Annotated in this window: 21 protein-coding genes; 14 read left to right on the forward strand and 7 right to left on the reverse strand. The window is 68.8% G+C overall.

Translation table 11 applies throughout. From position 1 onward, the window contains the following. Window positions 1-110: 110 nt before the first annotated feature. The 4 genes from RALTA_RS19900 (at window position 111) to RALTA_RS19915 (ending at window position 5169) form a co-directional block, all read left to right on the forward strand. Window positions 111-1079, forward strand: a complete 969-nt coding sequence (locus RALTA_RS19900) for an AraC family transcriptional regulator (RefSeq protein ID WP_041232498.1) — start codon at window positions 111-113, stop codon at window positions 1077-1079. A gap of 174 nt (window positions 1080-1253) precedes the next feature. Then, on the forward strand, window positions 1254-1796 hold the full coding sequence (locus RALTA_RS19905) for a (2Fe-2S)-binding protein (RefSeq protein ID WP_012355702.1): 543 nt from the start codon (window positions 1254-1256) through the stop codon (window positions 1794-1796). Continuing rightward, window positions 1793-2893 (forward strand): FAD binding domain-containing protein, encoded by a 1101-nt coding sequence (locus RALTA_RS19910; RefSeq protein WP_012355703.1) that lies wholly within the window; start codon window positions 1793-1795, stop codon window positions 2891-2893. Before RALTA_RS19905 ends, RALTA_RS19910 begins: the two co-directional genes overlap by 4 nt. Then, window positions 2890-5169, forward strand: a complete 2280-nt coding sequence (locus RALTA_RS19915; protein WP_012355704.1) for a xanthine dehydrogenase family protein molybdopterin-binding subunit — start codon at window positions 2890-2892, stop codon at window positions 5167-5169. The genes RALTA_RS19910 and RALTA_RS19915 overlap by 4 nt, the downstream gene beginning before the upstream one ends. A gap of 18 nt (window positions 5170-5187) precedes the next feature. On the opposite strand, the gene RALTA_RS19920 is transcribed toward RALTA_RS19915, so the two are convergent. From RALTA_RS19920 to RALTA_RS19930, 3 genes are all read right to left on the reverse strand, one after another. Then, window positions 5188-6096, reverse strand: coding sequence for a DMT family transporter (locus tag RALTA_RS19920; protein WP_012355705.1), 909 nt, complete (start codon window positions 6094-6096; stop codon window positions 5188-5190). Window positions 6097-6172: 76 nt separating this feature from the next. Further along, a complete protein-coding gene (locus tag RALTA_RS19925; protein ID WP_012355706.1) occupies window positions 6173-7492 on the reverse strand; it encodes a type II toxin-antitoxin system HipA family toxin in 1320 nt (439 codons plus the stop codon). Then, window positions 7489-7776, reverse strand: coding sequence for a helix-turn-helix domain-containing protein (locus RALTA_RS19930; RefSeq protein ID WP_012355707.1), 288 nt, complete (start codon window positions 7774-7776; stop codon window positions 7489-7491). Before RALTA_RS19930 ends, RALTA_RS19925 begins: the two co-directional genes overlap by 4 nt. Window positions 7777-8077: 301 nt before the next feature. Here RALTA_RS19930 and imuA point away from each other — a divergent pair, with 301 nt between their 5' ends. The 3 genes from imuA to RALTA_RS19945 are packed head-to-tail and all read left to right on the forward strand — an operon-like array spanning window position 8078 to window position 13912. After that, window positions 8078-8995 carry a translesion DNA synthesis-associated protein ImuA gene (imuA, locus tag RALTA_RS19935; protein ID WP_012355708.1) on the forward strand — a complete coding sequence of 306 codons (918 nt, stop codon included), beginning with the start codon at window positions 8078-8080 and terminating at the stop codon, window positions 8993-8995. Continuing rightward, complete coding sequence (locus RALTA_RS19940) at window positions 8928-10490, forward strand: Y-family DNA polymerase (protein WP_041232500.1); 1563 nt, start codon at window positions 8928-8930, stop codon at window positions 10488-10490. The genes imuA and RALTA_RS19940 overlap by 68 nt, the downstream gene beginning before the upstream one ends. Next, window positions 10487-13912 (forward strand): error-prone DNA polymerase, encoded by a 3426-nt coding sequence (locus RALTA_RS19945; protein ID WP_050976505.1) that lies wholly within the window; start codon window positions 10487-10489, stop codon window positions 13910-13912. Before RALTA_RS19940 ends, RALTA_RS19945 begins: the two co-directional genes overlap by 4 nt. Window positions 13913-15553: 1641 nt before the next feature. Here RALTA_RS19945 and RALTA_RS19955 read toward each other — a convergent pair. Further along, entirely contained in the window at window positions 15554-16690 is a 1137-nt protein-coding gene (locus RALTA_RS19955; RefSeq protein ID WP_012355713.1) for a zinc-binding dehydrogenase, read from the reverse strand. A gap of 413 nt (window positions 16691-17103) precedes the next feature. Here RALTA_RS19955 and RALTA_RS19960 point away from each other — a divergent pair, with 413 nt between their 5' ends. Continuing rightward, complete coding sequence (locus tag RALTA_RS19960) at window positions 17104-18057, forward strand: 5'/3'-nucleotidase SurE (RefSeq protein ID WP_012355714.1); 954 nt, start codon at window positions 17104-17106, stop codon at window positions 18055-18057. 11 nt (window positions 18058-18068) lie between these two features. Then, window positions 18069-18722: a YajG family lipoprotein gene (locus RALTA_RS19965; RefSeq protein WP_041232503.1), complete on the forward strand. Its 654-nt coding sequence runs from the start codon at window positions 18069-18071 to the stop codon at window positions 18720-18722. Window positions 18723-18756: 34 nt separating this feature from the next. Here the strand turns inward: RALTA_RS19965 and RALTA_RS19970 are convergent, their stop codons facing one another. Beyond that, window positions 18757-19236, reverse strand: a complete 480-nt coding sequence (locus RALTA_RS19970) for a hypothetical protein (protein WP_041232504.1) — start codon at window positions 19234-19236, stop codon at window positions 18757-18759. Between the two features lie 365 nt (window positions 19237-19601). Between RALTA_RS19970 and RALTA_RS19975 the strand changes: the two genes are divergently transcribed. The 5 genes from RALTA_RS19975 (at window position 19602) to RALTA_RS19995 (ending at window position 22996) form a co-directional block, all read left to right on the forward strand. Beyond that, on the forward strand, window positions 19602-20570 hold the full coding sequence (locus tag RALTA_RS19975; RefSeq protein WP_041232505.1) for a Bug family tripartite tricarboxylate transporter substrate binding protein: 969 nt from the start codon (window positions 19602-19604) through the stop codon (window positions 20568-20570). 49 nt (window positions 20571-20619) lie between these two features. Beyond that, window positions 20620-21297, forward strand: coding sequence for a 3-oxoacid CoA-transferase subunit A (locus RALTA_RS19980; protein WP_041232506.1), 678 nt, complete (start codon window positions 20620-20622; stop codon window positions 21295-21297). Beyond that, complete coding sequence (locus tag RALTA_RS19985) at window positions 21287-21979, forward strand: 3-oxoacid CoA-transferase subunit B (protein ID WP_025581645.1); 693 nt, start codon at window positions 21287-21289, stop codon at window positions 21977-21979. Before RALTA_RS19980 ends, RALTA_RS19985 begins: the two co-directional genes overlap by 11 nt. A gap of 91 nt (window positions 21980-22070) precedes the next feature. After that, a complete protein-coding gene (locus RALTA_RS19990; RefSeq protein ID WP_012355720.1) occupies window positions 22071-22511 on the forward strand; it encodes a helix-turn-helix transcriptional regulator in 441 nt (146 codons plus the stop codon). Window positions 22512-22585: 74 nt separating this feature from the next. Beyond that, a complete protein-coding gene (locus RALTA_RS19995; RefSeq protein ID WP_012355721.1) occupies window positions 22586-22996 on the forward strand; it encodes a VOC family protein in 411 nt (136 codons plus the stop codon). A 64-nt stretch (window positions 22997-23060) separates the two neighbouring features. On the opposite strand, the gene RALTA_RS20000 is transcribed toward RALTA_RS19995, so the two are convergent. Continuing rightward, a complete protein-coding gene (locus RALTA_RS20000; protein WP_012355722.1) occupies window positions 23061-24053 on the reverse strand; it encodes a Bug family tripartite tricarboxylate transporter substrate binding protein in 993 nt (330 codons plus the stop codon). A gap of 176 nt (window positions 24054-24229) precedes the next feature. Further along, entirely contained in the window at window positions 24230-25648 is a 1419-nt protein-coding gene (pyk, locus tag RALTA_RS20005) for a pyruvate kinase (RefSeq protein WP_012355723.1), read from the reverse strand. Window positions 25649-25654: the final 6 nt, after the last annotated feature.

Raw genomic sequence — 25654 nt, forward strand, 5'->3', positions numbered from 1 at the left:
CGTTGGCCGCGCACCCCTACCCGGACGATCAATCACCGCTACCGAAGCAATCACGACCAGCGCCCATGAACGCCCACATCCCGGGGAATCCCGTCCCTGTTCCGCACGGCATGGTGCAGCGCTTGCTGGACGAGCTGAAGCGGCAGGGCGTCGAGGTGCCGGATGCCGGCACAGAACCGCCGCGGCCCGCACAGTTCACCGCGCTCTATCGCGCCGCGATCGAGCGGCTGGAAGCGCTGGTCGCCAAAGGCGACGGCCACCCGCCCATGGGCAAGCAGGAAGTGGATCTGCTGTGCCGCTGCGTGTTGAGTTGCCAGACGCTGCGCGAGGCGATCCACTGCGCGGCCGATTTCTGCGCGATGCTGTATCCGCGCGCCGGCGCGCTCAGCCTGGGCGAACGCGCGGGCGAGGCGGTCTTTCGGATGGATTCGCTGCGGCGGGTGAAATCGTCGGCAGCCTGCCTGGTGGACCTGACGGGACTCTTCTTTTATCTGCTGCTGTTCGGCTGGCTGGTGGGCCAGCCGATACGCCCAACCCGGGTCAGCCTGGCGCATCCGCGGCGCGAGGACGCCTTGCCGTTCCTCGGCCTGTTCCATGCGCCAGTGACGTCCGGCAACCCAGCCTACGGCTTCGACTTCGACCAGGCCTTGCTCGACCGGCCGGTGGTGCGCCAGGCTGCGGAGCTTCAGGCTTTCCTGAAGGACCTGCCTTACCGGCTGGTCGGGGCGCCGGTCGAAGTGGTGTCGCTGAGCCAGCAAGTGCGCGGCACGCTGCACGCGGCGCTGGTGCATGGCGCGCGGCTGCCGACGCTGGCCGAGCTGGCAGTGCGCTTCGATGTCAGCGAACCGACGCTGCGCCGCCGGCTCGCGGCAGACGGCAGCAGCTATCGGCAATTGCGCGAGCACAGCCTGCAGGAATACGCCGAGCAATGCCTGCGGACCACCCGCTGGACCATTGGCAGGATCGCCGAGCAGCTTGGCTTTGCCAGCGAGGAAGCCTTTCGCCGCGCCTTCCAGCGCTGGACCGGGCACGCGCCCACGCAGTTCAGGCGTGCCAGCCAGGGTATGCCCACGGGGTAAGCGCGCGGCACTGCGGTAATTCGTGCACGGCGCCGGCGGCAATATATGCAAAGCCGGCAGGAACGGCGGCATCGGCCGCTCGCCCGCTGCAACGTGGCGAAGCCCTGGCAGCCGATGGCATGACGCTTGCTGCCTCCGTTCCATTCCCCGGAACATGACCCAGCGGAGGCGCCCATGGCACTGGAAGACCCGCTTGCTCCCCCGGCAGCCGAGGCCGGCGCTCTGCAACAGATCCCCACGACGCTGCACATCAACGGCATCACCCACGAGCTGCTGCTGGCCCCGTGGGTGATTCTGCTCGACCTGCTGCGCGAGCAACTGCAGCTCACCGGCACCAAGAAGGGCTGCGACCACGGCCAATGCGGCGCATGCACGGTGCTGATCGGCGGCAAGCGCATGAAGTCCTGCCTGTGCCTGGCCGTGTCCTATGACGGGGCCGACATCACCACCGTCGAGGGGCTGGCCGACCGCGACAGCGGCGTGCTGCATCCGCTGCAGCAGGCCTTTATCGACCATGACGCGTTCCAGTGCGGCTATTGCACGCCGGGGCAGCTGTGCTCCGCGGTGGGCTTGCTGAACGAGCATCCGCCGGCGAGCCGGCAGGAGATCCGCGAGCGCATGAGCGGCAACCTGTGCCGCTGCGGCGCATATGCGCAGATCGTGGCAGCGATTGCCGAAGTCGCCCGGCTGCCGGACAGCGACCAGGAGCCGTCATGAACCCGTTCCGCTATGCGCGCGCGACCACGGTGGAAGCCGCGCTGCAGTCGATCGCCGAGGCGCAGCAGGCCGCGGGCGCGCAGAGCCTTGGCGACTTGCGCGCGCCACACTTCCTGGCCGCCGGCACCAACCTGATCGACCTGGTCAAGGGCGGCATGATGCATCCGGCCGCGCTGGTCGACGTCAGGCAACTGCCACTGCGGATGATCGAGGCGACGGCCGAAGGCGGGCTCAAGCTGGGCGCGCTGGCCAGCAACGCCGATACGGCGCAGCACCCGCTGGTGCGCGGGCAGTATCCGCTGCTGCGCGCCGCGATCCTGGCCGGGGCCTCGGCGCAGATCCGCAATATGGCCACCAACGGCGGCAACCTGCTGCAACGCACGCGCTGCTATTACTTCTACGATCCTGGCGTGCCCTGCAACAAGCGCGAGCCCGGCAGCGGCTGCCCGGCGGCGACCGGGCTGGCGCGCCAGCATGCCATCCTGGGCGCGAGCGAGCATTGCGTCGCCACCCATCCGTCCGACATGTGCGTGGCACTGGCGGCGCTGGGGGCGGTGGTGCACGTGGCATCGGCCGGCGGGCGCCGCGAAATTCCGTTTCATGACTTCCATCGGCTGCCTGAGGACAGGCCGCACATCGACACCACGCTGCGCCCCGATGAACTGATCACCCACATCGTGCTGCCGCCCGCCGCCGGGTTCGCGCGCCATGCCTGCTACCTGAAGATCCGCGAGCGCGCGTCATTTGCGTTCGCGCTGGTGTCGGTGGCTGCCGCACTGGACCTCGCCGACGATGGTACCGTGCGTGCCGCGCGGCTGGCGCTCGGCGGCGTGGCTCACAAGCCGTGGCGCGATCCCGAGGCCGAGGCGCAGCTGCAGGGCCGGCCCGCCAGCGCCGAACACTTTGCTGCCGCGGCCCGCTTCCTGCTGCGCGATGCGCGCGCCTGGGGCGGCCCGGCCGTGCCCCAGAGCTTGCCGGGCAACAGCTTCAAGATCGCGCTGGCCGAGCGCGCCATCGTGCGCGCGCTGGAAATGGCCGTCGCCGGCGTGCTCAGCAATACCGGCGAAGACGCGTTCACCGAGGAGGACCTGCCATGAACGATCCGATCCCGCAATGCGCGCCGCGCGCGCGGCCCGGCACCGGCGAGGTCGGCATCGGCACGCCGGTCTCACGTATCGATGGCGTGGCCAAGGTCACCGGCACGGCCCGCTATGCCGCCGAGCATCCGGCCTTCGACCTGGCGCACGGGGTGGTGGTCAACAGCACCATTGCGCGCGGGCGCATCGTGTCGATCGATTGCGACGCCGCGCTGGCGGTGCCGGGCGTGATCGACGTGCTGACCCATGAACGCCGCCCGCATGTGCGTTCGCTCGACCTGTTCTACAAGGACATGGTCGCTCCCGCCGGTTCGCCGTTCAAGCCGCTGCACGACGCGCGCATCTGGTACAGCGGCCAGCCGATCGCGCTGGTGGTGGCAGAGACCTTCGAGGCGGCGCGCCATGCGGCGACGCTGGTGCGCGCGCAGTACCAGGCATGGCCGCACCAGACCAGCCTGCTGGACCATCTGGACCGCGCCGGCAAGCCGATGCGCTTCAAGGTGGGCTATTCCGGTCCGCCCCGGCCGCGCGGCGATGCCGACGCCGCCTTCGCGCGCGCGCCGTGCAAGGTCGACGCCGAGTTCTACAGCGGTGTGGAGCACCACAACCCGATGGAGATGCACGCCACCACGGTGATCCGCGGCGGCGACGGCCACCTGACGATCTATGACAAGACCCAGGGCTCGCAGAACTCGCGCTGGATGGTGTCGCGCGTGTTCGGCCTGCCGCGGCGCAAGGTCACGGTGCGCAATGAATACGTGGGCGGCGCATTCGGATCCGGGCTGCGGCCGCAGTACCAGCTGATCCTGGCCGTGATGGCGTCGCTGGCGCTGGAGCGTTCCGTGCGGGTGGTGCTGACGCGGCCGCAGATGTTCACCTTCTGCCACCGGCCCGAGACCTGGCAGCGTGTGCGGCTGGGCGCCGACGCGGATGGCAGGCTGGTGAGCCTGATCCACGAAGCCGTGGCCGAGACCTCGCGCATGGAGCACTATGTCGAGGTGGTGGTCAACTGGTCCACGCAGCTCTATGCGTCCGAGACAAGCCGGCAGGACTATCAACTGGTCGACCTCGACCAGCCTACCCCGGCCGACATGCGCGCGCCGGGCGCCGCGCACGGCGTGCATGCGATCGAGGTGGCGATGGATGAATTGTCCTATGCGGTGGGGATGGACCCGCTGGCGCTGCGGCTCAAGAACTACGCCGAGCGCGACGGCGCCAGCGGGCTGCCGTTCTCGAGCAAGGCACTGCGGGAATGCTACGCGCAGGGCGCGCAACGGTTCGGCTGGGCCGGGCGGCCGCCGCAGCCGCGCTCGATGCGCGATGGCCACGAGCTGATCGGCTGGGGCATGGCCAGCGGCACCTGGGACGCGCTGCAGATGTTCAGCCGCGCCCGCGCGGTGTTCCGCGCCGACGGCCGGCTCGAGGTAGCGTGCGCGGCCACCGACATCGGCACCGGCACGCTGACGGTAATGAGCCAGATCGCCGCCGCGTCGCTGGGCCTGCCGCTGGAGCAGGTGACGTTCGTGCTGGGCGACTCGGACCTGCCGGTGGCCCCTGTGGAAGGCGGTTCGGCGCATGTGGCCACGGTCGGCACGGCGGTCGACGGCGTGTGCGACAAGCTGCGCCGGATGCTGTGGCACATGGCGCGGCGCATGCAGGGCTCCGGCTTCGAGCAGGCGCGCTACGAGGACCTGGTCTTCGGGAACGGGCAGGTCAGCCTGCGCGCCAGCCCCGGCGTGTCGTTGCCGCTGACCGGCATCCTGGCAGCGGCACGGCGCACGCAGATCGAGGCATCGTTCCTGCAATGGCCCAATCTGTTCAAACAGAAGCAATACACGCGCGCCGCGCACTCGGCCGTGTTCTGCGAGGTGCGCGTGGACGAGGCGCTGGGCACCGTGCGTGTGACGCGCGTGGTCAGCGCGGTGGCGGCGGGCCGCATCATCAACCCGAAGACCGCGCGCAGCCAGATCCTCGGCGGCATGGTGTGGGGCATCGGCCAGGCGCTGCACGAGGAAACGCACAGCGACCATGCGCTCGGCCGCTTCATGAACCGCAATATTGCCGAGTACCACATCGCCTCGCATGCCGATATCCAGGACCTGGACGTGATCTTTGTCGACGAGGACGACCGCGTCGTCAGCAGCCTGGGCGCCAAGGGCGTGGGCGAAATCGGGCTGGTGGGCGTGGCCGCCGCGATCAGCAATGCCATCTTTCACGCCACCGGCAAGCGGCTGCGCAGCACGCCGATGACGCCGGACAAGGTCATGGCCCGCTGAGAGCGGGGTGGCCGCCGTTCAGCGCCGCTGCGCCAGCCAGATCCCCGCCGCGATCGCGGCCAGCCCGACGCCGTGGTACCAGCGCGGCCAGTCGCCCAGCAGAACCGTCGACAGCAGCGCGGCGAAGACTGGCGTCAGCGTGATGAAGAACACCGGCAGCTGCGCGCCCGCGCGCGCGATGGCGCGGTCCCAGGCAAAGTAGGCCAGCAGCGACGGGATGGTCGCGACATAGAGCAGGATGCCCGCGACCTTGCCGTTCCATTGCAGCGGCTGATCCAGCGTCAACAGCTCCCATGCCGTCACCGGCGCGCTGGCCAGCACGCCGGTGACGATCTGCGCGAACAGCAGCACGGGCAGGGGCAGCGCAGGGCGTTGCTTGCGCAGCAGCCAGGTGTAGGCGCTCCAGGCGATGGTGGCCGCCAGCATGTAGAGGTCGCCGGGCACCAGGTCCAGCTGCGCCAGCCGCGCCAGCTCGCCGCGCACCAGCACGAAGGTCACACCCACCATGCACAGCAGCGCGCCGGCAACGTGCCAGGGCCTGACGCGTTCGCCAAAGCACAGCGCGCCGATCACGATCAGAAACAGCGGCGTGGAGGCGCCGATCAGCGTCACGTTGATCGGCGTCGAGCTGGTCAATGCCAGGTACTGGAGCGCGTTATAGCTGGCAATCGACAGGATGCCCATGGCGGTGATCACGCCCGCGTGCCGGCGCAGCACCGCGCGGTGCTCGACCACGCCGCGCCAGGCAAAGGGCGCCAGCAGCATGCCGGCCAGCACCCAGCGCGCCCAGTTCAGCGCGACGGGCGGCACCGTGCCGGCGGCAAGCCGGCCCACGATGGCGTTGCCGGCCCAGCTCAGCGGCGGGAAGGTCAGCAGGAACAGGGTAGTCCAGTCGATGCGTCGGGTGCTGGGGTTGCTGGCGGGCATGGGGCGAGGTCGATGGGCGGATGGCGCATTATCGGCGATGGCGATGCTTTAGGTGCCGCGACGCCGGCGCGGGCACTCAGCGGCCCGAGCGCGCGGCGTGCGCCAGCGGCAGCGTCGCCAGGCGCCCGGCGATGACGTCGCGGATGGCCGGCGGTGCGTCGAGATCGTCCAGCAGGCGCGGCCAGCGGGCGTGCGCCAGCGCCACCGCTTCCCTGACCGCGGCGGTGGCGATGCGGCGCGGCACGCCGGCTTTCTCGGCGATCGACTCGTACGTGGCCAGGGTTTCCTCGCGCTGCATCCGGTCGATGGCGACGTTCTGGCCGTACGAGGCAAAGCCGGGCAGGGCGGCCACGCAGACGATGTCGTACGCCGGCGACAGCACCGGCAGCACGCCGTTGGGGTAGATCACCGAGAAGTTCTTCAGGTGCGCGTCGCTGTTGCCGATCAGCGTATTGACCGCCTGGCGCAGGAAGAACTGCCGCACATGCTCGACCCCGCTCGGGCTCAGGCGGTGCAGCGTGGCAACCAATTGCACGTAGCCGTCGAGGCTGGCGTATTTCCTCGCGGGCATCCGGCCCAGCATCTGGCAGCCGTCCTCGGCATGCACGCGCCCGGCCGGGGTGCGGTCGAAGCGGTCCACCGCAAGGTAGTGCAGGTCTTCGCCCAGGGCTTCGGCCAGCCCCTCCACCGCGATGGTCGACATGGGCAGCACGCGCGTGGCGGCGACATGCACGCCCGCGGCGGCCGCCAGCTGCATCGAGACCGATTCGTTGAACACCTGCGCGTCGTCGTTCCGGGCCGGCAGCTTGGCGATGATGTCGGACAGCTTGCCGTGGCTTGGCAGCGTGTAGCGCCTGCCCTCCTGCACCGTCGACAGCGCCAGCTTGTTCTGCACGCCGGACACCGACGCTGCCCCTTGCGTGGCACCCTCGACCACGGCGATTTCCAGGTTGTCGGCGCCGCCGGTCACGCCATAGGCGCGGGCGTAGGCCGGCAAGGCGCCGATATCCGCCGGCCGCACCACGACGGCTCCGGGCAGGTCATTGCCGGCCGAGGCCAGGATGCCGAAGTCATCCTTGTCTTCGGGGTGGCTGCGCGTGGCCTCCAGCCGCTTGCGCAATTCGCCTTCGGGAAGCAGCCCGGCAAAGTAGGGCGGCAATTCATGGCCGCTGCTGTAGACGGCGGGATGGAAGGGGTTGTCCAGCACTTCGGCGGTGGCCCGCCGGCCGGCTTCGGTCGGCACGGTGATCGACAGGCTCAGCGTGGGTCGGTCAGGGTCGCCGCGGAATTCATCGGCGGGCACGAAGCGGACATTGCCGCCCGCCTCGCACAGGTAGCCGCACAGCCGGTCATATAGCCGAACCTCCAGAAAGCGGGGATGCAGGGCGTAGCTCATTCCTGATCCAGGAAGATATCGAGCGCAGCGCGCGCGCCGCGGTCGGGGCCGCTGCCCTTGCCTTCCAGCACCTGGCGGACTTCGGCGAGGCGCTCGTTGGGCACCAGCACCCACTGCGCGTCCAGGGCGGCGGCCAGCGCCTCCAGAGTGGAGGCGCGGCTGTCCTTCTTGCCGAGCAGGATGGCCGACAGGTTTTGCGCCGCCATGCCGAGAAGCCGGCCGAGATCGCCAAGGCTCTTGCCCCTGGCTTCACGCAATTGGCGGCATTGGGAGATTAATGACATCGTATTAAAAGGCGAGAAAAATCATTCTTTAGCATGATACATACCTTGACACGCCACATGTTCATCATTCGATAGAAGCTTTTATCATTGAAAAGCATTCTATTGAATGATAGTACATGACGGCTTCTGTAGCCAAAGGGCAGGCGCGGAGGGTGAGCCAGGCATCCGCGGGACGTTGTCCCTGTGCCGCTGCAGCCACCCATGCCGTTATCCCTTGCCTTGTCCGCGATACTGTATAAATATACAGTTATCGTAAATATCCTAAATCCTCGCCTCTGCCGGCGAGCGACGCCAAATTCACATGACTGCGCCATTGCACGCAGCCCCGCCAAGGGCGGCGGAGGGTCTGCTTTTCCCTGCGCCGGCTGCCCCCGAGCCTGCCGGGCTTGCCCGGCCTGCCGCCGCCGAGCGCCAGCAGGCGCTGTCGGCGCTTGAGCAGCGCTACCCCGGCTTGTGGCGCGCCGGCCAGCTGGGCCGCGCCGGCGGGGCCGCGGTGTGCCCGACCGGGTATGACGCGCTGTCGGCGGAACTGCCCGGCGGCGGCTGGCCGGCCGGCGGGCTGACCGAACTTCTGACCACGCAGGGCGGCGCGGGGGAAATGCGCCTGCTGCTGCCAGCCCTGCGCACGCTGGCCGGGGCGGGGCGGCGCATCGCGCTGGTGGCGCCGCCTTACCTGCCCAACGCGATGGGGCTGGCCGCGGCCGGGCTGCCGGCGCGGCAGTGCTACTGGGTGCGTGCTCCCGCCGAAGCGGCCAGGGCCGCGCAGCAGGCCGACATGCTGTGGGCCGCCGAACAGGTGCTGCGCAGCCAGGCCTTTGGCGGCGTGCTGGTGTGGCTGCCGGCGGCGCGGCCCGAGGCGCTGCGGCGGCTGCAGGTGCTGGCGCAGGCCGGCGACGCGGTGGCATGGGCGCTGCGCCCGGCCACGGCGCTGCGCGAGTCGTCGCCCGCGGTGCTGCGGCTGCTGCTGGCGCCGCTGCCCGGCAACATGCTGTCGATCACCTTCCACAAGCGCCGCGGGCCGGTGCGGGACACGCCGCTGCTGCTGCGCCTGGACGGCATGGCGGCGGCCACGCGCGCGGCCGCCTGGCCGGTCCCGGCCGGGGCGCCGGCCGGGCCGGAACCCCTGGCGCAGTCTTCTCAGCTTTCTTCCGATGCCGTACTGGATCGCGGTGCACCTGCCGCGCCTGCCCCTGGACGCCCTGCAGCCCAACTGGCCTGAGCTGGCGCCCGCCGAGAGCCGGTCCGCCGCCACCCTGCACCATGCGCTGCCGGTGGCGGTGATGGCGCGCGAGCAGGTGGTGCTGGCCAACGGCCCGGCCATGCAGCTGGGCGTGCGCTATGGCATGCGCCGCGGCGGTGTGCAGGCCCTGTCGGCCGATATCGTGCAGCTGGAACGCGACCCGGCCGCGGAGGCCGCGCTGATGGAAGCGGTGGCGCTGGCGCTGCTGCGTTTCACGCCGGGCGTGACCGTCGACGAGGAGCCGGAGGCGGCCACGCTGATGCTCGATGTCAGCGCCAGCCTGCGCCTGTTCGGCGGCCATCGCGCGCTGTGCCGCGCGGTGCGGGCCTGCGTGCGCCAGCTCGGCACCGTGGCCCAGGTGGGCTGCGGCCCGACCGCGCACGGCGCCGCGTGGCTGGCGCGCCAGCCGCTGCGGCGCACGCGGCGCGGTGTGGTGCGGCCCGGCCGCCGGGCGGTGGGCATGGCGCGCCTGCACCGGCTGCTGGACCGCCTGCCGGTGGAGGCGTTGCATACGCTGGCCGATCCGGCCTGGCTGGACGGCATCGGCTGCCGCACGCTGGGCGAGGTGCGGCGCCTGCCGCGCGCGGGCCTGACGCGCCGGCTGGGCCCGGCGCTGCTGGCGCGGCTGGACCAGGCCTATGGCGAGGCGCCGGCGCGCTTTATCTGGTTCGTGGCGCCGCCCGCGTTTGCGCAGCGCATGGACCTGCCGGGCCGCATCGAATCCGCCGAAGGCGTGCTGGCCGGCGCGCAGCGGCTGCTGCTGGCGCTGGCGGGCTGGCTGGCGGTGCAGCAGGCCGGCGTGACGCGCTGCGTGCTGGTGCTGGAGCATGAGCGCTACCGTCGCGGCGCGGCGACCGAAGGCACCCCGGTGCCACTGGGCCTGGCCCAGCCCAGCCGCGATCCCGCGCACCTGTCGCGGCTGCTGCGCGAAAAGCTCGACAAGCTCAGCTTCCATGCCCCCGTGACCGGCCTGGCGCTGCGCGTGGAGGCCATGGCCGCGTGCGTGCCGCAAAGCGATGCGCTGTTCCCCGAGCCCGGCGGCACGCCGGAAGACCTGGGCCGCCTGCTCGATACGCTGATGGCACGGCTGGGCCGCGACAACGTGCTGCAGCCGAGGCCGCTGGCCGACCACCGGCCCGAGCGCGCCAACCGCTGGTGCCCGGTCGACGAGCCCGGCGGCAAGCCCGCCAGCCTGCCCGAGCCGCCGCCGGAGCGCCCGCTGTGGCTGCTGCCGCAACCGCTGCCGCTGCCGGTGCAGCGCCACCGGCCCTGTCACGGCGGCCCGCTGGCGCTGCTGAGCCGGCCCGAGCGCATCGAGGCCGGCTGGTGGGACGGGGCCCTGGCCACGCGCGACTACTTTATCGCCGAGCGCGCCGACGGCCTGCGCTGCTGGATCTTCCGCGAGCGTCCGGGCCATGCCGCGCACGACGATGGCGGCGAATACCGCTGGTTCCTGCATGGGTTGTTCGCATGAGCGCGCCGCCATTGCCCCCATCGTTGCCGGCGTCGTTGCCTGGATTGCTGCCGGCGTTGCCCGACTACGTCGAGCTGCACTGCATTTCCAACTTCACCTTCCTGACCGGCGCCTCGCACCCGGGCGAGCTGATCGAGCGCGCTTTCGGCTTGGGTTACAGCGGGCTGGCGCTGACCGATGAATGCTCGGTGGCCGGCACCGCGCGCGCGCACGATGCCATCGAGACCCTGCGCAAGCGCCTGCACGACGCGGTCGAGCGCAGCGCGGCACGCGGGGAAGAGGGCGTGGATGAGCCACTGCTGGACGACGAGGCGTCCGACGCCGGCGATGACGATCCCCACGCCCATGCCAGCCGCCACCAGCGGCTGCAGGCGCTGGCCCGCGCCGCCGATGCCTTCAGGCTGCTGATCGGCAGCCGCTTCAGCCTGACCCCGGCCGACGGCTCGGAGCGCGCGCCGCTGCGGCTGGTGCTGATCGCCCAGCACCGCGAAGGCTTCGGCAACCTGAGCGAGTTGATCACGCTGGGCCGCCGGCGCGCGCAGAAGGGCAGCTACCGGCTGCATCCCGAAGATTTATCCGAGCCCGCGGCTGGCGAAGCGCACCTGCGCGGCATGCCTGGCTGCGTGGCGCTGCTGCTGCCAGACTATTGCGCCGAGCCTGAACGGCTGCTGGCGCAGGCCGAATGGTGCCGCGCAGTGTTCGGCGAGCGCGCCTGGATTGCGCTGGAACAACTGCAGGGCCATGCCGATGCCCTGCACCGCGCGCGCCTGGAGGCGGTATCGGCCCAGACCGGCGTGCCGCTGGCCGCGGCCGGCGCGGTCACCATGCACGTGCGCTCGCGCAAGCCGCTGTCCGACGTGCTGACCGCGATCCGGCTGGGCCAGCCGCTGGCCGAATGCGGCATGGCGCTGGCGCCCAATGCCGAGCAGCACCTGCGCATGCGCCAGGTGCTGTCGCGCCTGTACCCGCGCGAGGCGCTGGCGCAGACGCTGAAGATTGCAGAGAGCTGCGATTTCTCGCTGGCCACGCTGCGCTACGAGTACCCCGAGGAACTGGTGCCGCCCGGCGAGACGCCGATCTCGTACCTGCGCAAGGAAGTCGAGCGGGGCAAGCGAGAGCGCTTTCCCAATGGCCTCAAGCCGGAGTGGGAAGAGCAGTTGAAGGAAGAGCTGGAACTGATCGAGGAAAAGCACTACGAGCCGTTCTTCCTCACGGTGCATGACATCGTGCGTTTTGCGCGCTCGCGCGGCATCCTGTGCCAGGGGCGCGGCTCCGCCGCCAATTCCCTGGTGTGCTTCTGCCTGTATGTGACCGAGGTCAGCCCCGAGCAGGCCAACCTGCTGTTCGGCCGCTTCCTGTCGCGCGAGCGCGACGAGCCGCCCGATATCGACGTGGATTTCGAGCACCAGCGGCGCGAAGAGGTGATCCAGTACATCTACGACAAATACGGCCGCCATCGCGCCGCGCTGGCGGCGTCGCTGATCACCTACCGTTCGCGCAGCGCCCTGCGCGACGTGGGTCGCGCGCTCGGCATCGACGCCAGCGTGGTGGAGCAGGTAGTCAAGGGCCAGGCATGGTGGGACGGCGGCCCGGGCTTTGTCGACAAGATCGCCCGCTACGGGCTCGATCCCGAGTCCCCGGCAGTGCAGCAGTGGGCCAGCCTGACGGCGCAGCTGCGCGGCTTTCCGCGCCACCTGTCGCAGCACGTGGGCGGCTTCGTGATCGCGCGCCACAAGCTGTCGCGGCTGGTGCCGATCGAGAACGCGGCCATGGCCGACCGCAGCGTGATCCAGTGGGACAAGGACGACCTGGAGTCGCTGGGGCTGCTCAAGGTCGACGTGCTGGCGCTGGGCATGCTGTCGGCGATCCGGCGCGCGCTGGAGATGATCCCCAACCCCAGCCGCGATCCGGCGCGCGCGGGGCTGCCGGCGCGCATGGAGGACATCCCGAAGGAGGACAAGCCGACCTACGACATGATCTGCCGGGCCGACACCATCGGCGTGTTCCAGATCGAGTCGCGCGCGCAGCAATCGATGCTGCCGCGGCTGCAGCCGCGCGAGTACTACGACCTGGTGGTGGAGGTGGCGATCGTGCGGCCGGGCCCGATCCAGGGGGGCATGGTCCATCCGTACCTGAAGCGGCGCGAGGCCTTCCGCCGCACGCAGAAGCCGCCGGTCTACTTCAACGCGGTGATCGAGAAAGTGCTGGGCCGCACGCTGGGCGTGCCGATCTTCCAGGAGCAGGTGATGCAGCTCGCCATCGATGCGGCCGGTTTTTCGCCGGGGCAGGCGGACCAGCTGCGCCGCTCGATGGCGGCGTGGCGGCGGCGCGGCGACCTGCGCCAGCACCAGGACGCGCTGGTGCGCGCGCTGACCGGCAACGGCTATCCGGAATCCTTCGCGCTGGCAATCTGCAAGCAGATCGAGGGGTTTGGCGAATACGGCTTTCCCGAAAGCCATGCGGCCAGCTTCGCCAAGCTGGTGTACGTGAGTTCGTGGCTCAAGTGCCACCATCCGGCGGCCTTCCTGTGCGCGCTGCTGAACAGCCAGCCGATGGGCTTCTATTCGCCCTCGCAGCTGGTGCAGGACGCGCGCCGCCATGATGTGGAGGTACTGCCGGTGGATGTCACCATCAGCCGCTGGGACAGCACGCTGGAGCCGGTGGCGGAGTCCGATGCGGCCATCATTCGGCAGGAGCGGCCGCCGCATCCGCGCGTGCGCCTGGGCCTGGGCCGGGTCAAGGGCATGCGCGAGGCCGCGGCGCTGCGCATCGAGGCCGCGCGCGCGCAGCGTGCCTTCGACAGTGTCGAAGACCTGGCGCTGCGCGCCGGCCTGGACCGCCACGACATCGACGTGCTGGCCGCCGCCGACGCGCTCGCGCCGCTCGCCGGCAACCGCCGCCAGGCTCGCTGGCAGGCGCGCGCCGCGGCCGCGCATGCCGCGCACCGCGACCTGCTGTATGAAGCGCCGCCCGCCGAAGCCGCGCTCGCGCTGCCCGCGCCGCGCCTGGGCGAAGACGTGACCGCGGACTATGCCAGCCTGGGCCTGTCGCTCAAGTCGCACCCGCTGGCGCTGCTGCGGCACAAGCTGGCGGCCATGCGCTTTGCCACCGCCAGCCAGCTCGAACGCTGCGCCAACGGCCGCCGCGTGCGCGCCTGCGGCATCGTCACCGTGCGCCAGCGCCCGTCCACCGCCAGCGGCACCATCTTCGCCACCATCGAGGACGAGACCGGCAGCATCAACCTGATCCTGTGGCCCGACCTGGTCGAGCGCCAGCGCAAGGAAGTGCTGGGCGCCACGCTGCTGGGCGTGGTTGGTACCTGGCAGCGCCAGGGCGACGTGCGCCACCTGGTGGCGCAGGAACTGGTGGACCTGAGCCCGATGCTAGGGCGGTTGCTGGTGGGAAGCCGGGATTTTCATTGAGACGCACGTCGCCAATGAGCGAGATGCAAACGACGCGAGACTAGTTGGCTCGCGCCGTTTGCTTTTCAGCGCTGCTCATCCGTCGGGCGGGTAAGCAGGCTCTCCCTGGTCAGACCAGCGCCTGCAGACCGGCACCACCAAACCGGCGAGCCCTGAAGCTACCCTGCCAAGGGCCGCCCGCAGGTGTGGGCGTTCGATGGCGCGACGGACAGAGCCGCTCGCGCGGCGCTGTCCGTCGTGTGGTACGCAGGCTGCTAAACCGGATCGCCATTGGATTGGCGACAAACCATTCTCGAACACCCACGCCGGAGCGGCAATGGATCAGATCATTCAGAAACGAATTTATGCCGGCCAAGGCGCGATCGCAATGTTGTCCGGAACGTTGGCTGAAGCCATGTATCGTCGACGCCTGCTCTTAGATTGGGGCGACGGGGGCCGAAGGAGCTTGGCTGGCGGGGGCGCCTATCGGCCATAAGCGGCCGTTGCATATTCGACTGTTCTGTGTGCGGCCGTACCTTCGTAATGCACGGCTGCAGGCAGCATGTATCCTCCATTGAACCGACCGCGCCCACTCAGTTGGGTTGGGTTCGCCAGGTGATGTTCATCGGGGAACCACAAAGGGCACTGCGCACAATGCGTTCTCGACTGAAAATCCACTGGGTGTGCTGGAGCACGCTCACCGTCCTATTCGGCCTAGCAATGGTTGCGTTTGAGGTCTCAAGCACCACTAACGGCGCTTACCTATCCCTGAATCCTGGGGAGACAGGTAGCGTCACAGTGGTTCGTCTATCCCCAACTCCCCTTGAGCCCTACGTGGAGTTCAAGCGCAAGGGATGGAAGGACAAGCGCCCGGAGTTGGGCATCTACGCATATAACTCGAACTTCAGAGAGAGTGGGTTCCTTGAATTCAAGCAGCCAGGCGAACCAGTGACCATTCGCATCACATCGAACTCAGGGATCGACAAGCTGTATAGGGCGTTACCGAACTCGGGTAACAGCGAGAGCGCGATTACGCGAGCCTTAGAAGTCCGCGATGGAGACGGCGACCCCCATCGCTTCAAGTGGCCCCCTCGGCTAGAGACATTGCCCGCGGGAATCTCGCATCTGACCATTACCGTTGTTGATGTTAGCCCGACGCTCGCAGGAGAGCGCGTTACGGTCTCGGTAAAGCCACCACTTGGGTTCAAGTACGTCAGTCGAGGTTACGGGGGGCTGTACTGGCTCATCTTTTGGCCCGTCTTCGCGGTCTTCCTTGGTATCTATGGCGGCATGCTCCTATGGCGTAGTTATCGGACGATCAGGCAGTGAAACTGTGCTTTTGGCAACAGTGAAAATGACCGCTTAGGGTCGCTCAGAGACGGCCGCGGCATCACTGTCAGCAGCCAGATGCCGCCCACGCGGGTGCTGATCCATAGCAACGCCGAGCGGGGAATGCCGTTGATGCTCGCGGCCCCCAGCGTTGCGCTGGACTTCCCCTGCGCGCGCTGGTGCGCGACGACTGCCAGGGAAGTACGTGGGCGAGCTTTCAAACCGCCGCGGAACTGGAAAGCGCTCAGCCATTGCCGGCCACGCCGCGCCGCCGGCCGTGGCGCAGCGGCTGATTCTTGACACGGGTGGGCGCGCAAGGCGCCCAGCGGTGATTTACCCGGCCAGGCCCTTGTTGGGGTTGATCAGGTATTTCTCCCCCGTCGCGCGCTTGTTGTAGACGGCGATCACCTCCAGGTCGAGCACCTCGGCCAGCGGAATCTCTTTCGAGTAGTGGCTGGCGAAGGTGGTCTTCAACTCCGCCATCACGCGTTGCTTCAGCGCGTTGGCCCGCTCGCGCCCGATCTTCTGCAGGAACGGGAACAGCAGCCAGCCGCCCATGCCCCACGCCATGCCGAAGTTGCGGTTGAACTCGGTCGGGCTTGTGTCCAGGCCGCCGTAGAGGTAGACCTGCTTGTGGGTGGTCGAGCCATAGCGGCTGTATTCGCGGGCCGTCTTGTTCAAGGCCGCTTCCATGCAGGTGAGGATCTGGCCGCCGAGCTTGCCGCCGCCCGTGGCGTCGAACGCGATCGTTGCGCCAGTGGCGGCGAGTGCCTCGGTGAGCTCATGCATGAACGTGGGCGACGCGGCGTTGCAGACGTGGATCGCGCCTTGTGCCTTGAGCAGGTCCACCTGCTCCTGCTTGCGCACGATGTTCACCAGCTTGATGCCATCCTTGAGACAGATCTGATTGAGCATCTGGCCCAGGTTGGAGGCCGCGGCGGTGTGCACCAGGGCGCTATGTCCTTCGCGCCGCATGGTCTCGACCATGCCCAGTGCGGTGAGCGGGTTGACGAATGACGACGCGCCGTCAGCAGGCGTGGCGCCTTCGGGCAAGACCAGGCACTGGTCCGCGGAGATGCAGCGGTACTGCGAGTACATCGCGCCGCCGATGGCAGCGACGGTCTTGCCCATCAAGGCTTGCGCCGCAGGGGACGAGCCTGCATCGACGACCACGCCCGCGCCCTCATTGCCAACCGGCATGGACACATCCAGGCGGCCCGCCATGCTGCGCATCGCGCCTTCCGGAACGCGCGCGGTGACGATGGGGCGCTCGGCCGTGCCGCTGGCCTTGGCCGTGCTCATGTCGGCCGCACCGAACAGCAGGCCGAGATCGGACGGGTTGAGAGGAGAGGCTTCAATGCGGATGAGCACTTCATCCGGGCCAGGATGCGGCGTGTCGATGCTGTCTAGCGATAGCTCGAGTTCACCGCTGCTCTTGATTTTCGAACGAAGTTGAAGTGCGGTGTGCATTCGATGTCTCCTTGGTCTGTCGGTTTGCGGTGAGCGGGGCAGCTGCCTGGGGCTGTTTTCGCCAGCAGTCAGCAATGTAGCAAGTTCCTGCGAATCCCGTACTGGCCGGAAATTCAGAGATGGCCGGCCCGTGATTTCCATTGACGTGCCGGCAGTGCGGGCGGTGGCGGCGCGCGGCGCATTCGTCAATCCCCCGCACAGCACCCTTTGTTGTTCACGCAACTGTCATCAAGCGCGGTTAAGGTAGCGTCCGTCCACCACGGACGAAACAGGGCGCTGCGCCCGGCCCGCGCCACCTACATCGGCACGGCCTGCGCGGGCGCCCCGCCAGCCTCACCGGGCTGTCCGCCGTAACTTGCCTGCCGCGGGCACGCCACGCCCGCATTCCTGAACCGCTTCGACCTGCCACCGACATGAAATCCCGTCTGATCGCCGCGGCCTTGCTGGCCGCCACGGCGAGTCCCGCCTTCGCCCTGAACATCCTGCTGACCAACGACGACGGCCTGACCAGCAACCTGAAGGCGCTGTACGACGCGCTCAAGGGCGCTGGCCACAACGTCATCGTCAGCGTACCCTGCACCGGCCAGAGCGGCCGCGGCGCCGGCATCGTGATGTACAGCACCACGGTCATCGTGCCGGACAACGACAAGACCCAGGTCGAGGCCGAAGGCGGTTGCCACAACGGCGCGGCCAAGACCGGCGAGCCGGCGGTGGGGCCCTTCACCAAGGCGGGCTACACCAACGGCGATTACCACTACGCGCACGGCACGCCGGTGATGGCAACCATGTACGGCCTGGACGTGCTGGCGCCGGCGCGCTGGGGCAAGGCCCCGGACCTGGTGCTGTCCGGCCCCAACGAAGGCCAGAACGTCGGCCGCATCGTCAACAGCTCGGGCACCGTCAGCAATGCGCAGTTCGGCGCGGCGCGCGGCATTCCGTCGATCGCGCTGAGCGCGGGCACCGACTCGGTCGACAATGCCGGGCTGGCCAGCCCGGTGTCCGGCGTGGTGGCGCAGCTGACCATCAAGCTGCTCGGCACGCTGCAGGCCAAGGCCAACGGCGGCCCGCTGCTGCCGGCGGGGCTGGCGCTGAACGTCAACTTCCCGAATGCGCCGACGGCGGCCACGCCGTTTGCGTTCTCGCGGCATGGCACCTTCGACGCCTATGCGCTGAAGTTCAGCGGCACGGCGCCGTACGGGCTCGGCATCGGCGCCGGCGGCGGCACGCCGACGGCCGCGCAGGCCGAGGACGAGTCGGTGGTCTACAAGACCAAAACGGCCGTTACCGCCATGCAGATCGGCTTCGACCAGCGTCCCGCCGGCCAGCAATGGCTGCGCCTGCGCCTGGGTGAACTGTTCGGCCAGTGAGGCAGGTCCCGATGAAACGCTTCATTTCCCTGTTTCCTCTGGCAGTCATGCTGGGGCTGGCCGCCTGCGGCGGCAACGACGCGCCCGGCAACGGCGCACCGCCCGCGACCGCGACCTTGTCCGTCACCGACCTGGATCCCGGTGCCTACGTCGTCAGCGTGGGCGATGCCGACAAGCCCACCGTCGGCAAGTACTACGCCGGCACCGACGGCAGCCGCTACCTGGCGCTGGCCGATGCCGAAGACAAGGCCACGGTCATCTACCGCCGCGACAAGGGCGGCAGCTGGGTCGCCGCACCGGGCGCGGACGCGTCCGCCAGCGTCAGGCTGCTGAGCCACGCTTCCGTGCCCGCGGCAAGCGTCGATCCCGGCAGCGTGGCCGGCGCTTACACCACGGTGCTGCCCTCGGGCGCCAGCGCCAGCTTCACGGTCACGGCAGAGGGCAAGATCGCGCCGGGCGCCTCGGCATGCCAGCTGTCGGGAACGCTCGCGGCGCAGGCCATGCCGAATACGCTGCGTCTGACGCTGTCCACGTCGGCCTGCGGCCCGCTGCCCGCCAGTGCCACCGGGGTGCTCGCCATCGATGCCGACTACCAGCCGGCCGCGTTCCGCCTGATGGCGGACGATGGCGGCCGCGTGGTGGACTTGTGGGCCTATCGCGACTGAGCAACGCCCCGACTGAGCGCTGCAGCCTGGCGCGCTAGTTCATCGCCAGGCTGCCCGCCAGCATTTGCTGCTCTGACGAGAGCTCGCGGATGGCCTGGTTCAGCGTCGCGGTCGTGGTGGTGATGGCAGCGCCCAGGGTGGCGATTTCCTGTTGCAGCACTGCAATGCGGATGCGCTTCTGGTCCGGCGTGCCGGTGGTGGCGTTCTTTGCCGCCTCCAGTTCCTGCAGCTTGCGCGCCAGCTGCGCGCGCAGTTCGCGCAGGCGCTTGATCGCATCCTTGGCCTGAACGGGCAGGCCGCTGTCGTCGACATCGCTGTTGTCGCGCACCGAAGCGGCTTGGTTGCCGCCGGCCAGCGCGTGGCCCGGGGCCGAGATATGGATCTCGGCACTGGCCGCAGGCCGGGTACGAATCCCCGGCGCCTCGCTGGCGTTTTCACTGGCGGAGGCGGGCGGTGGCGCAGGCGTATCCATCGACACGGCAGCCGCTGCCTTGGCTGCAATCGGTTCGATCATTGTCACGGTGGTACTTCTCCTGGTTCGCCGGCGATGGGCAATCCGTCCTCGGAAGCTGCCGGCTCCAGGCGGATATCGGCTGCTTCGAGCGCCGACTTGAGCGCTATTGAGCCGCGGAAACAGCTGAGCTGATGCCGGAAACAGGTGTCGAGACGCGCTGAAACGTTGACGCACAGCCCGGATATCTCACGACAGGCACGATGACGCGCCAATAGCGCGCCACCGCGTACGCACGGCTTCCGTCAGGCCGAAGTCTTCTTTCTCGAAACGTGAATTCACGTCGCCTGGCGGGCGATCTATCGTCACTCGATGCCGCGCCGGAACCCCATCACGGATGCATTGCGCGGCCGCACAAGGAGACGACGATGAAGCAGGCTTTCAATCGGCTGTGGCTGGCGCTTGGTGTGGCCCTCACGGCCCCGGGCACAGCGCTGGCCGCATATCCCGACAAGCCGATCCGGCTGATCGTGCCGGCGGCCGCGGGCGGGACCACGGATATCGTGTCGCGCCTGGTCGGCAAGCGCATGGGCGAGTTGCTGGGCCAGCCGGTGGTGGTGGAAAACCGCGCCGGCGGCGGTGGCATCATCGGCGCGCAGGCGCTCAGGCAGTCCGCCGCCGATGGCTACACCTTGATGATGGGCAATATCGGGCCCAATGCCATCAACTACAGCCTGTACCGCCATCTGCCTTACCGCGCCGAGGATTTCGCGCCGATTACCCTGGTGGTGTCGGTGCCCAATGTGCTGGTGGTCAATGCCAACGTGCCGGCCCGTACCGTGGCCGAGCTGGTCGCGCTGGCCAGGGCGCAGCCCGGCAAGTATTCCTTTGCTTCCTCGGGCACGGGCCAGTCGGTCCACCTTTCCGGCGAGCTGTTCCGCAAGCGCACCGGCACCGACCTGATCCACGTTCCGTACAAGGGTGCGGCACCGGCCGTGGCCGACCTGGTGGCGGGGCAGGTCACCATGATGGTGGACAACCTGCCCAGTTCCCTGCCGCATATCCGCTCGGGCAAGCTGCGCGCTTTGGCCGTGACCAGCGCCACCCGCGCGCCCGAGCTGCCCGATGTGCCCACCATGAAGGAAGCTGGCGTGAACGATTTCCAGGTGACGGCATGGTTCGGCCTGGTGGCGCCGGCCGGCACGGCGCCGGAGGTGATCGACCGGCTGCAGAAGACGGTCGCCGGCATCCTGGACGAGCCCGAAGTCAAGGCAAGGCTGGCGGAACTGGGCGGCATTCCTGGCGGGGATACGCCCGCGCACTTCGGCAGCTTCATCAAGAGCGAGCGCGAGCGCTGGGCACGCGTGGTCCAGGACACCGGCATTGCGCCGCAATAAGCCAATACCGGCCGGCCGCGGCAGGCCCGGCCGTCACGAGACCTCCGACATGATCGACAAGACTGTGGCATCACTGGAACAAGCGGTGGCCGGCATCCCCGACGGCGCCACCGTGCTGGTGAGCGGCTTCGGCGGCTCCGGCGTTCCCGGCGCGCTGCTTGACGCGCTGCTCGCCCGCGGCGCGCGCGGGCTCACCATCGTCAACAACAATGCCGGCAACGGCGACACGGGCATTGCGGCCCTGATACGCGCCGGGGCGGTGCGCAAGGTGATCTGTTCCCATCCGCGTTCGACCAATGCCGAAGCCTTTATCGAAGCCTACCGCGCCGGCAGGGTCGAGCTGGAATGCGTGCCGCAAGGCACGCTGGTGGAGCGCATGCGCGCCGCCGGCGCCGGGCTGGGGCCGTTCTTTACGCCGACCGCGTATGGCACGGCCCTGGCCGAGGGCAAGGAAACGCGCGAGATCGAGGGCAGGGGCTATGTGCTGGAGCAACCGTTGCGCGGCGATTTCGCGCTGGTCAGGGCGCACCAGGCGGATCGCTGGGGCAACCTTACCTACCGCTATGCCGGCCGCAACTTCGGTCCGGTGATGTGCACCGCAGCCCGCCACACCATCGTCCAGGTCGATGAGATCGTGCCGCTCGGCACGCTGGCGCCAGAGCAGGTGATGACGCCTGGCATCTTTGTCCAGGCGGTCGTGCAGACAGGAGAACGCCATGCCGCATGAGACGCCGCAAGTCCGGCCACTGCCCCGGCTCAGCCGCCATGCCATGGCGCGCATCGTGGCGGCCGACATTCCGGATGGCAGCTACGTCAATCTGGGCATCGGCATGCCGACCCTGGTGGCGGACCAGTTGCCGCCGGACCGGGAGATCGTCCTGCACAGCGAGAACGGCATCCTCGGCATGGGCCGCGTGATCCGCGACGGCGCGGCCGATCCCGACCTGATCAACGCCAGCAAGGAACCGATCGCGTTGCTCGCCGGCGCTTCGATTTCCGATCACGCGATGTCCTTCGCCATGATGCGCGGCGGCCATCTCGACATTACCGTGCTGGGCGGCTTCCAGGTCTCCGCCACGGGCGACCTGGCCAACTGGTCGACCGGCGCCCCCGACGCGATTCCCGCCGTGGGCGGCGCCATGGACCTGGTAGCGGGCGCGGCCAGGCTGTTCGTGATGATGGAGCATGTCACCCGCGACGGCGAACCCAAGATCGTCGAGCGCTGCAGCTATCCCGTCACCGGCCTTGGCGTGGTGGACCGCATCTACACGGACCTGGCGGTCATCGAGGTGCAGCCCGGCGGCGGGCTGCTGGTCACCGGGCTCGCCGAAGGCGTGTCATTCGAAACGGTGGCGGCGCTGAGCGGGGCGCCGCTGACGCTGCAGGCGCAATGCCGGGTGTTGCGCTAGCCGAAGGGGGCGAACGCCGCCGTGCTGAAGGAATTGCCCTTTGGCTGGTGCCGGGGTTGAGCCTGCCCGCCGCGCATGGCAGGATACGCCGATGCCTGCCGCGACCCCCGAGACCGTGCTGCGTGACCTGGCCCGCCTGCGCCGGGTCCGCGACCGCATTGACCGCGACTACGCCCAGCCCCTGGACGTCGAGGCGCTCGCACGCGGCGTCCATATGTCGGCGGGCCATCTCAGCCGGCAGTTCCGGCTGGCCTATGGCGAGTCGGTCTACGCCTACCTGATGACCCGGCGCATCGAGCGCGCGATGGCGCTGCTGCGCCGGGGCGACCTGAGCGTGACCGAGGTCTGCTTCGAGGTCGGGTGCTCGTCGCTGGGCTCATTCAGTTCCCGGTTTACCGAACTGGTTGGCGTCTCGCCCAGCAGCTACCGGCGCGACGCCGCGCGCCAGGCCGAGGGCATCCCGTCCTGCATCGCCCGGCAGGTGACGCGACCGGTCAGGAATCGAGAAGCGCCGGAGCCGTCGCCTGATTAGACTGCCTGCCGTGGATTCGCGAAGCGCCCCGGCGGCCGCGGCCACTGCTTCCCCACCCTTACCGGAGACTGATCATGGACCTCACCATTCACTCGACCTTTCTTCCGCATTTCGATCCGGAGGCCTCGCTGGCGTTCTACCGGGACGCCCTGGATTTCGACATCCGCAAGGACGTCGCCTTCGGCGGCCACCGCTGGATCACCGTCGGGCCGAAGGGCAAGCCCGACACATCCATCGTCCTGTACCCGCCCAACGCTACCCCGGGCGTCACCGACGACGAGAAGCGCACCATCGCCGAGATGATGGCCAAGGGGACGTTCGCCATGCTGCTGCTTGGCGCCAAAGACCTGGACACCGTCTTCCGGCGCCTGCAGGACCGCGACGCCGAGATCGTCCAGGAGCCAACCGACCAGCCCTACGGCGTGCGCGACTTCGCGGTGCGCGATCCGGCCGGCAACATGATCCGGATCCAGCAACTGCAATAAGCCGAAGCGCCGGCTGTACGCCGGCCGCCGGGCTTGCGCCGCAGGTCATCGAGGCGCGCTCGGGTCATTCGATGGTGACCTTGCCATCCCTGACCAGGACGGCGAACCTGGTGGTCTCGTCTTGGATGCGCCGTGCAAACGCTTCGGGCGTGCTCGACATGGGTTCCGCGCCGGCGGCCAGCATGCGCTGCTGGAAATCCGGCGAATTCACGATCTTGACGATCTCGGCATTCAGCCGCGTGACCACCGGCTTTGGCGTAGCGGCGGGGGCGAGCACACCGAACCACGTGCCGATATCGAAGCCCTTGAGGCCGGACTCCTCCATCGTCGGTACCTCGGGCAACGCGCTGGAGCGTTTCGCCGTGGTCACCGCCAGTGCCTTGAGCTTGCCGCCCTTGATGTGAGGCAGCACCGTGGTCAGTGTGTCGAATGACATGGATACCTGGCCCCCGAGCAGGTCAGTGGTGAGCGGGCCGCTGCCCTTGTAAGGAACATGCAGTAATTTGACACCTGTGCTCGCCTGGAACTGGGTGCCGATCAGGTGTTGGGCGGTGCCGTTGCCATTGGAGCCGTACGACAGTTCCGGCGAGGCCTTCTTTGCCAGCGCGACCAGCTCGGCTACGTTCTTCGCCGGCGTCCTGGCGCTGTTGATGACCAGCACATTGGGCACCATTGCCAGCGTGGAGACCGGCGCCAGGTCCTTCTGGAAGCTGTAGGGCAGCTTCTTGTAGACGGAGGTGGCGATGGTGTGGTGGACGGCGCCGATCAGCAGCGTATAGCCATCGGGCTTCGCCTTGACGACGTAGTCGGCGCCCACGGTGGCACCCGCGCCGGGCCGGTTCTCGACGATGACCGGCTGGCCCAGCGCCCTGGACAACTGGTCGCCGAGCGCGCGCGCCAGGATGTCGGTGGTGCCGCCCGACGGGAACGGCACCACCAGGCTGATGGGTTTGGCCGGCCAGTCCTGTGCCGTTGCCGCGGTAGCGCTGCAAAGCCCGATGGCATAGAGCGACAGGCCGCAGATGCGGCGGATAGTCCGGGTGGTGAAGCGATGCATGGTTGTCTCCTGGGTTTTTTTGGTGGCGTCAATGCGTGAGGCTGGCTATGTCGATAGCCGGGTTGCGCGGCTTGCTGCGATCGGCCCGCAGCACTGGGTGGCCACGGCAGGATTGCCGCGTGAAGCGACGATCCCGCAGGTGCGCGCCTGGTGGATCACTGGCATAACGCGTCCCCTCACTGGACCTGCGCAATGCGCAGCAGATTGGTCGTGCCGGCCACCGTGAACGGCAGCCCGGCGGAAATCACGATCGACTGGCCGCGCTCGCCGAAGCGTTCCCTGAGCACGGTGCGGCTCGCCAGCTCGGTCATTTCCCGTACGTCGACGACTTCGTGGCACAGCACGGCGTGGACGCCCCAGGCCAGCGCCAGGCGGCGGGCCGTGGCGATGCGCGGGGTCATGCCAAGGATCGGCACCTCGGGGCGCTCGCGCGCCATGCGCAGCGCGGAATAGCCCGAGCTGGTGTAGGCCACCGTGGCCGGCACCCTTAGCAGTCCTGCCACATGGCGCACCGCGTAGCCGATGGCATCGGCCGCCTCGGCGCGCGGCGGCGTGTGCGAAGCCTGGATCGCGTCGTGGTAGAGCGGATCGGACTCGGTGCGCGTGATAATGCTGTTCATCATCTTCACGGCCTCCACCGGGTATCGGCCCGAGGCCGATTCGGCGGAAAGCATGACCGCATCGGCGCCGTCGTAGACGGCCGTGGCCACGTCGGAGGCTTCCGCCCGGGTGGGCACCGGCGCGGCGACCATCGACTCCAGCATCTGCGTCGCCACGATGACCGGCTTGCCCGCCTTGCGGCAGGCGCGCACGATGTGCTTCTGCAGCGATGGCACTTGCTCGGCGGGCATTTCCACGCCGAGATCGCCACGCGCCACCATCACTGCGTCGGCTTCGGCAACGATGGCATCCAGGCTCTGGATCGCGGCAGGCTTTTCCAGCTTGGCGACGATGCCGGCACGGTCCTGCACGATGGCCTTGATTTCATGGATATCTTCGGGCCGCTGCACGAACGACAGCGCAATCCAGTCCACGCCGAGCGCCAGGCCAAATTCGAGATCGCGACGGTCCTTGTCGGTCATGGCCGAGAGCGGCAGCACCACGCCAGGCACGTTGACGCCCTTGCGGTCGGACAGGGTGCCGCCATTGACCACCGTGGTGTCGGCGAAGTCGCTGCCGCAACGGTCCACGCGCAGGCGGATCTTGCCGTCGTCGAGCAGCAGTTCGGACCCTTCGCGCAGCGCCGCGAAGATCTCCGGGTGGGGCAGGCTGACGCGGGCCGCGGAACCGGGTACATCCTGGTCCAGGTCCAGCCGGAACGATGCCTCCGCCGCAAGCTGGACCGGTCCCTCGGCAAAGGCGCCGATGCGCAGCTTGGGACCTTGCAGATCGAGCAGCACGCCGATCGGGCGGCCACGTTCGCGCTCGATGGCCCGAATCGTGTCAAGCCGCTGGCGGTGGTCGTCGTGGCTGCCGTGGCTGAAGTTCAGGCGAAACACATCGGCGCCCGCGTCGAACAGCGCCTCGATGATCCCAGGTGACGTGCTGGCGGGCCCCAGCGTGGCCACGATCTTCGCATTGCGAAGGCGTCTCATGGTGAT

The sequence above is a fragment of the Cupriavidus taiwanensis LMG 19424 genome (assembly GCF_000069785.1).
Classification (GTDB): domain Bacteria; phylum Pseudomonadota; class Gammaproteobacteria; order Burkholderiales; family Burkholderiaceae; genus Cupriavidus; species Cupriavidus taiwanensis.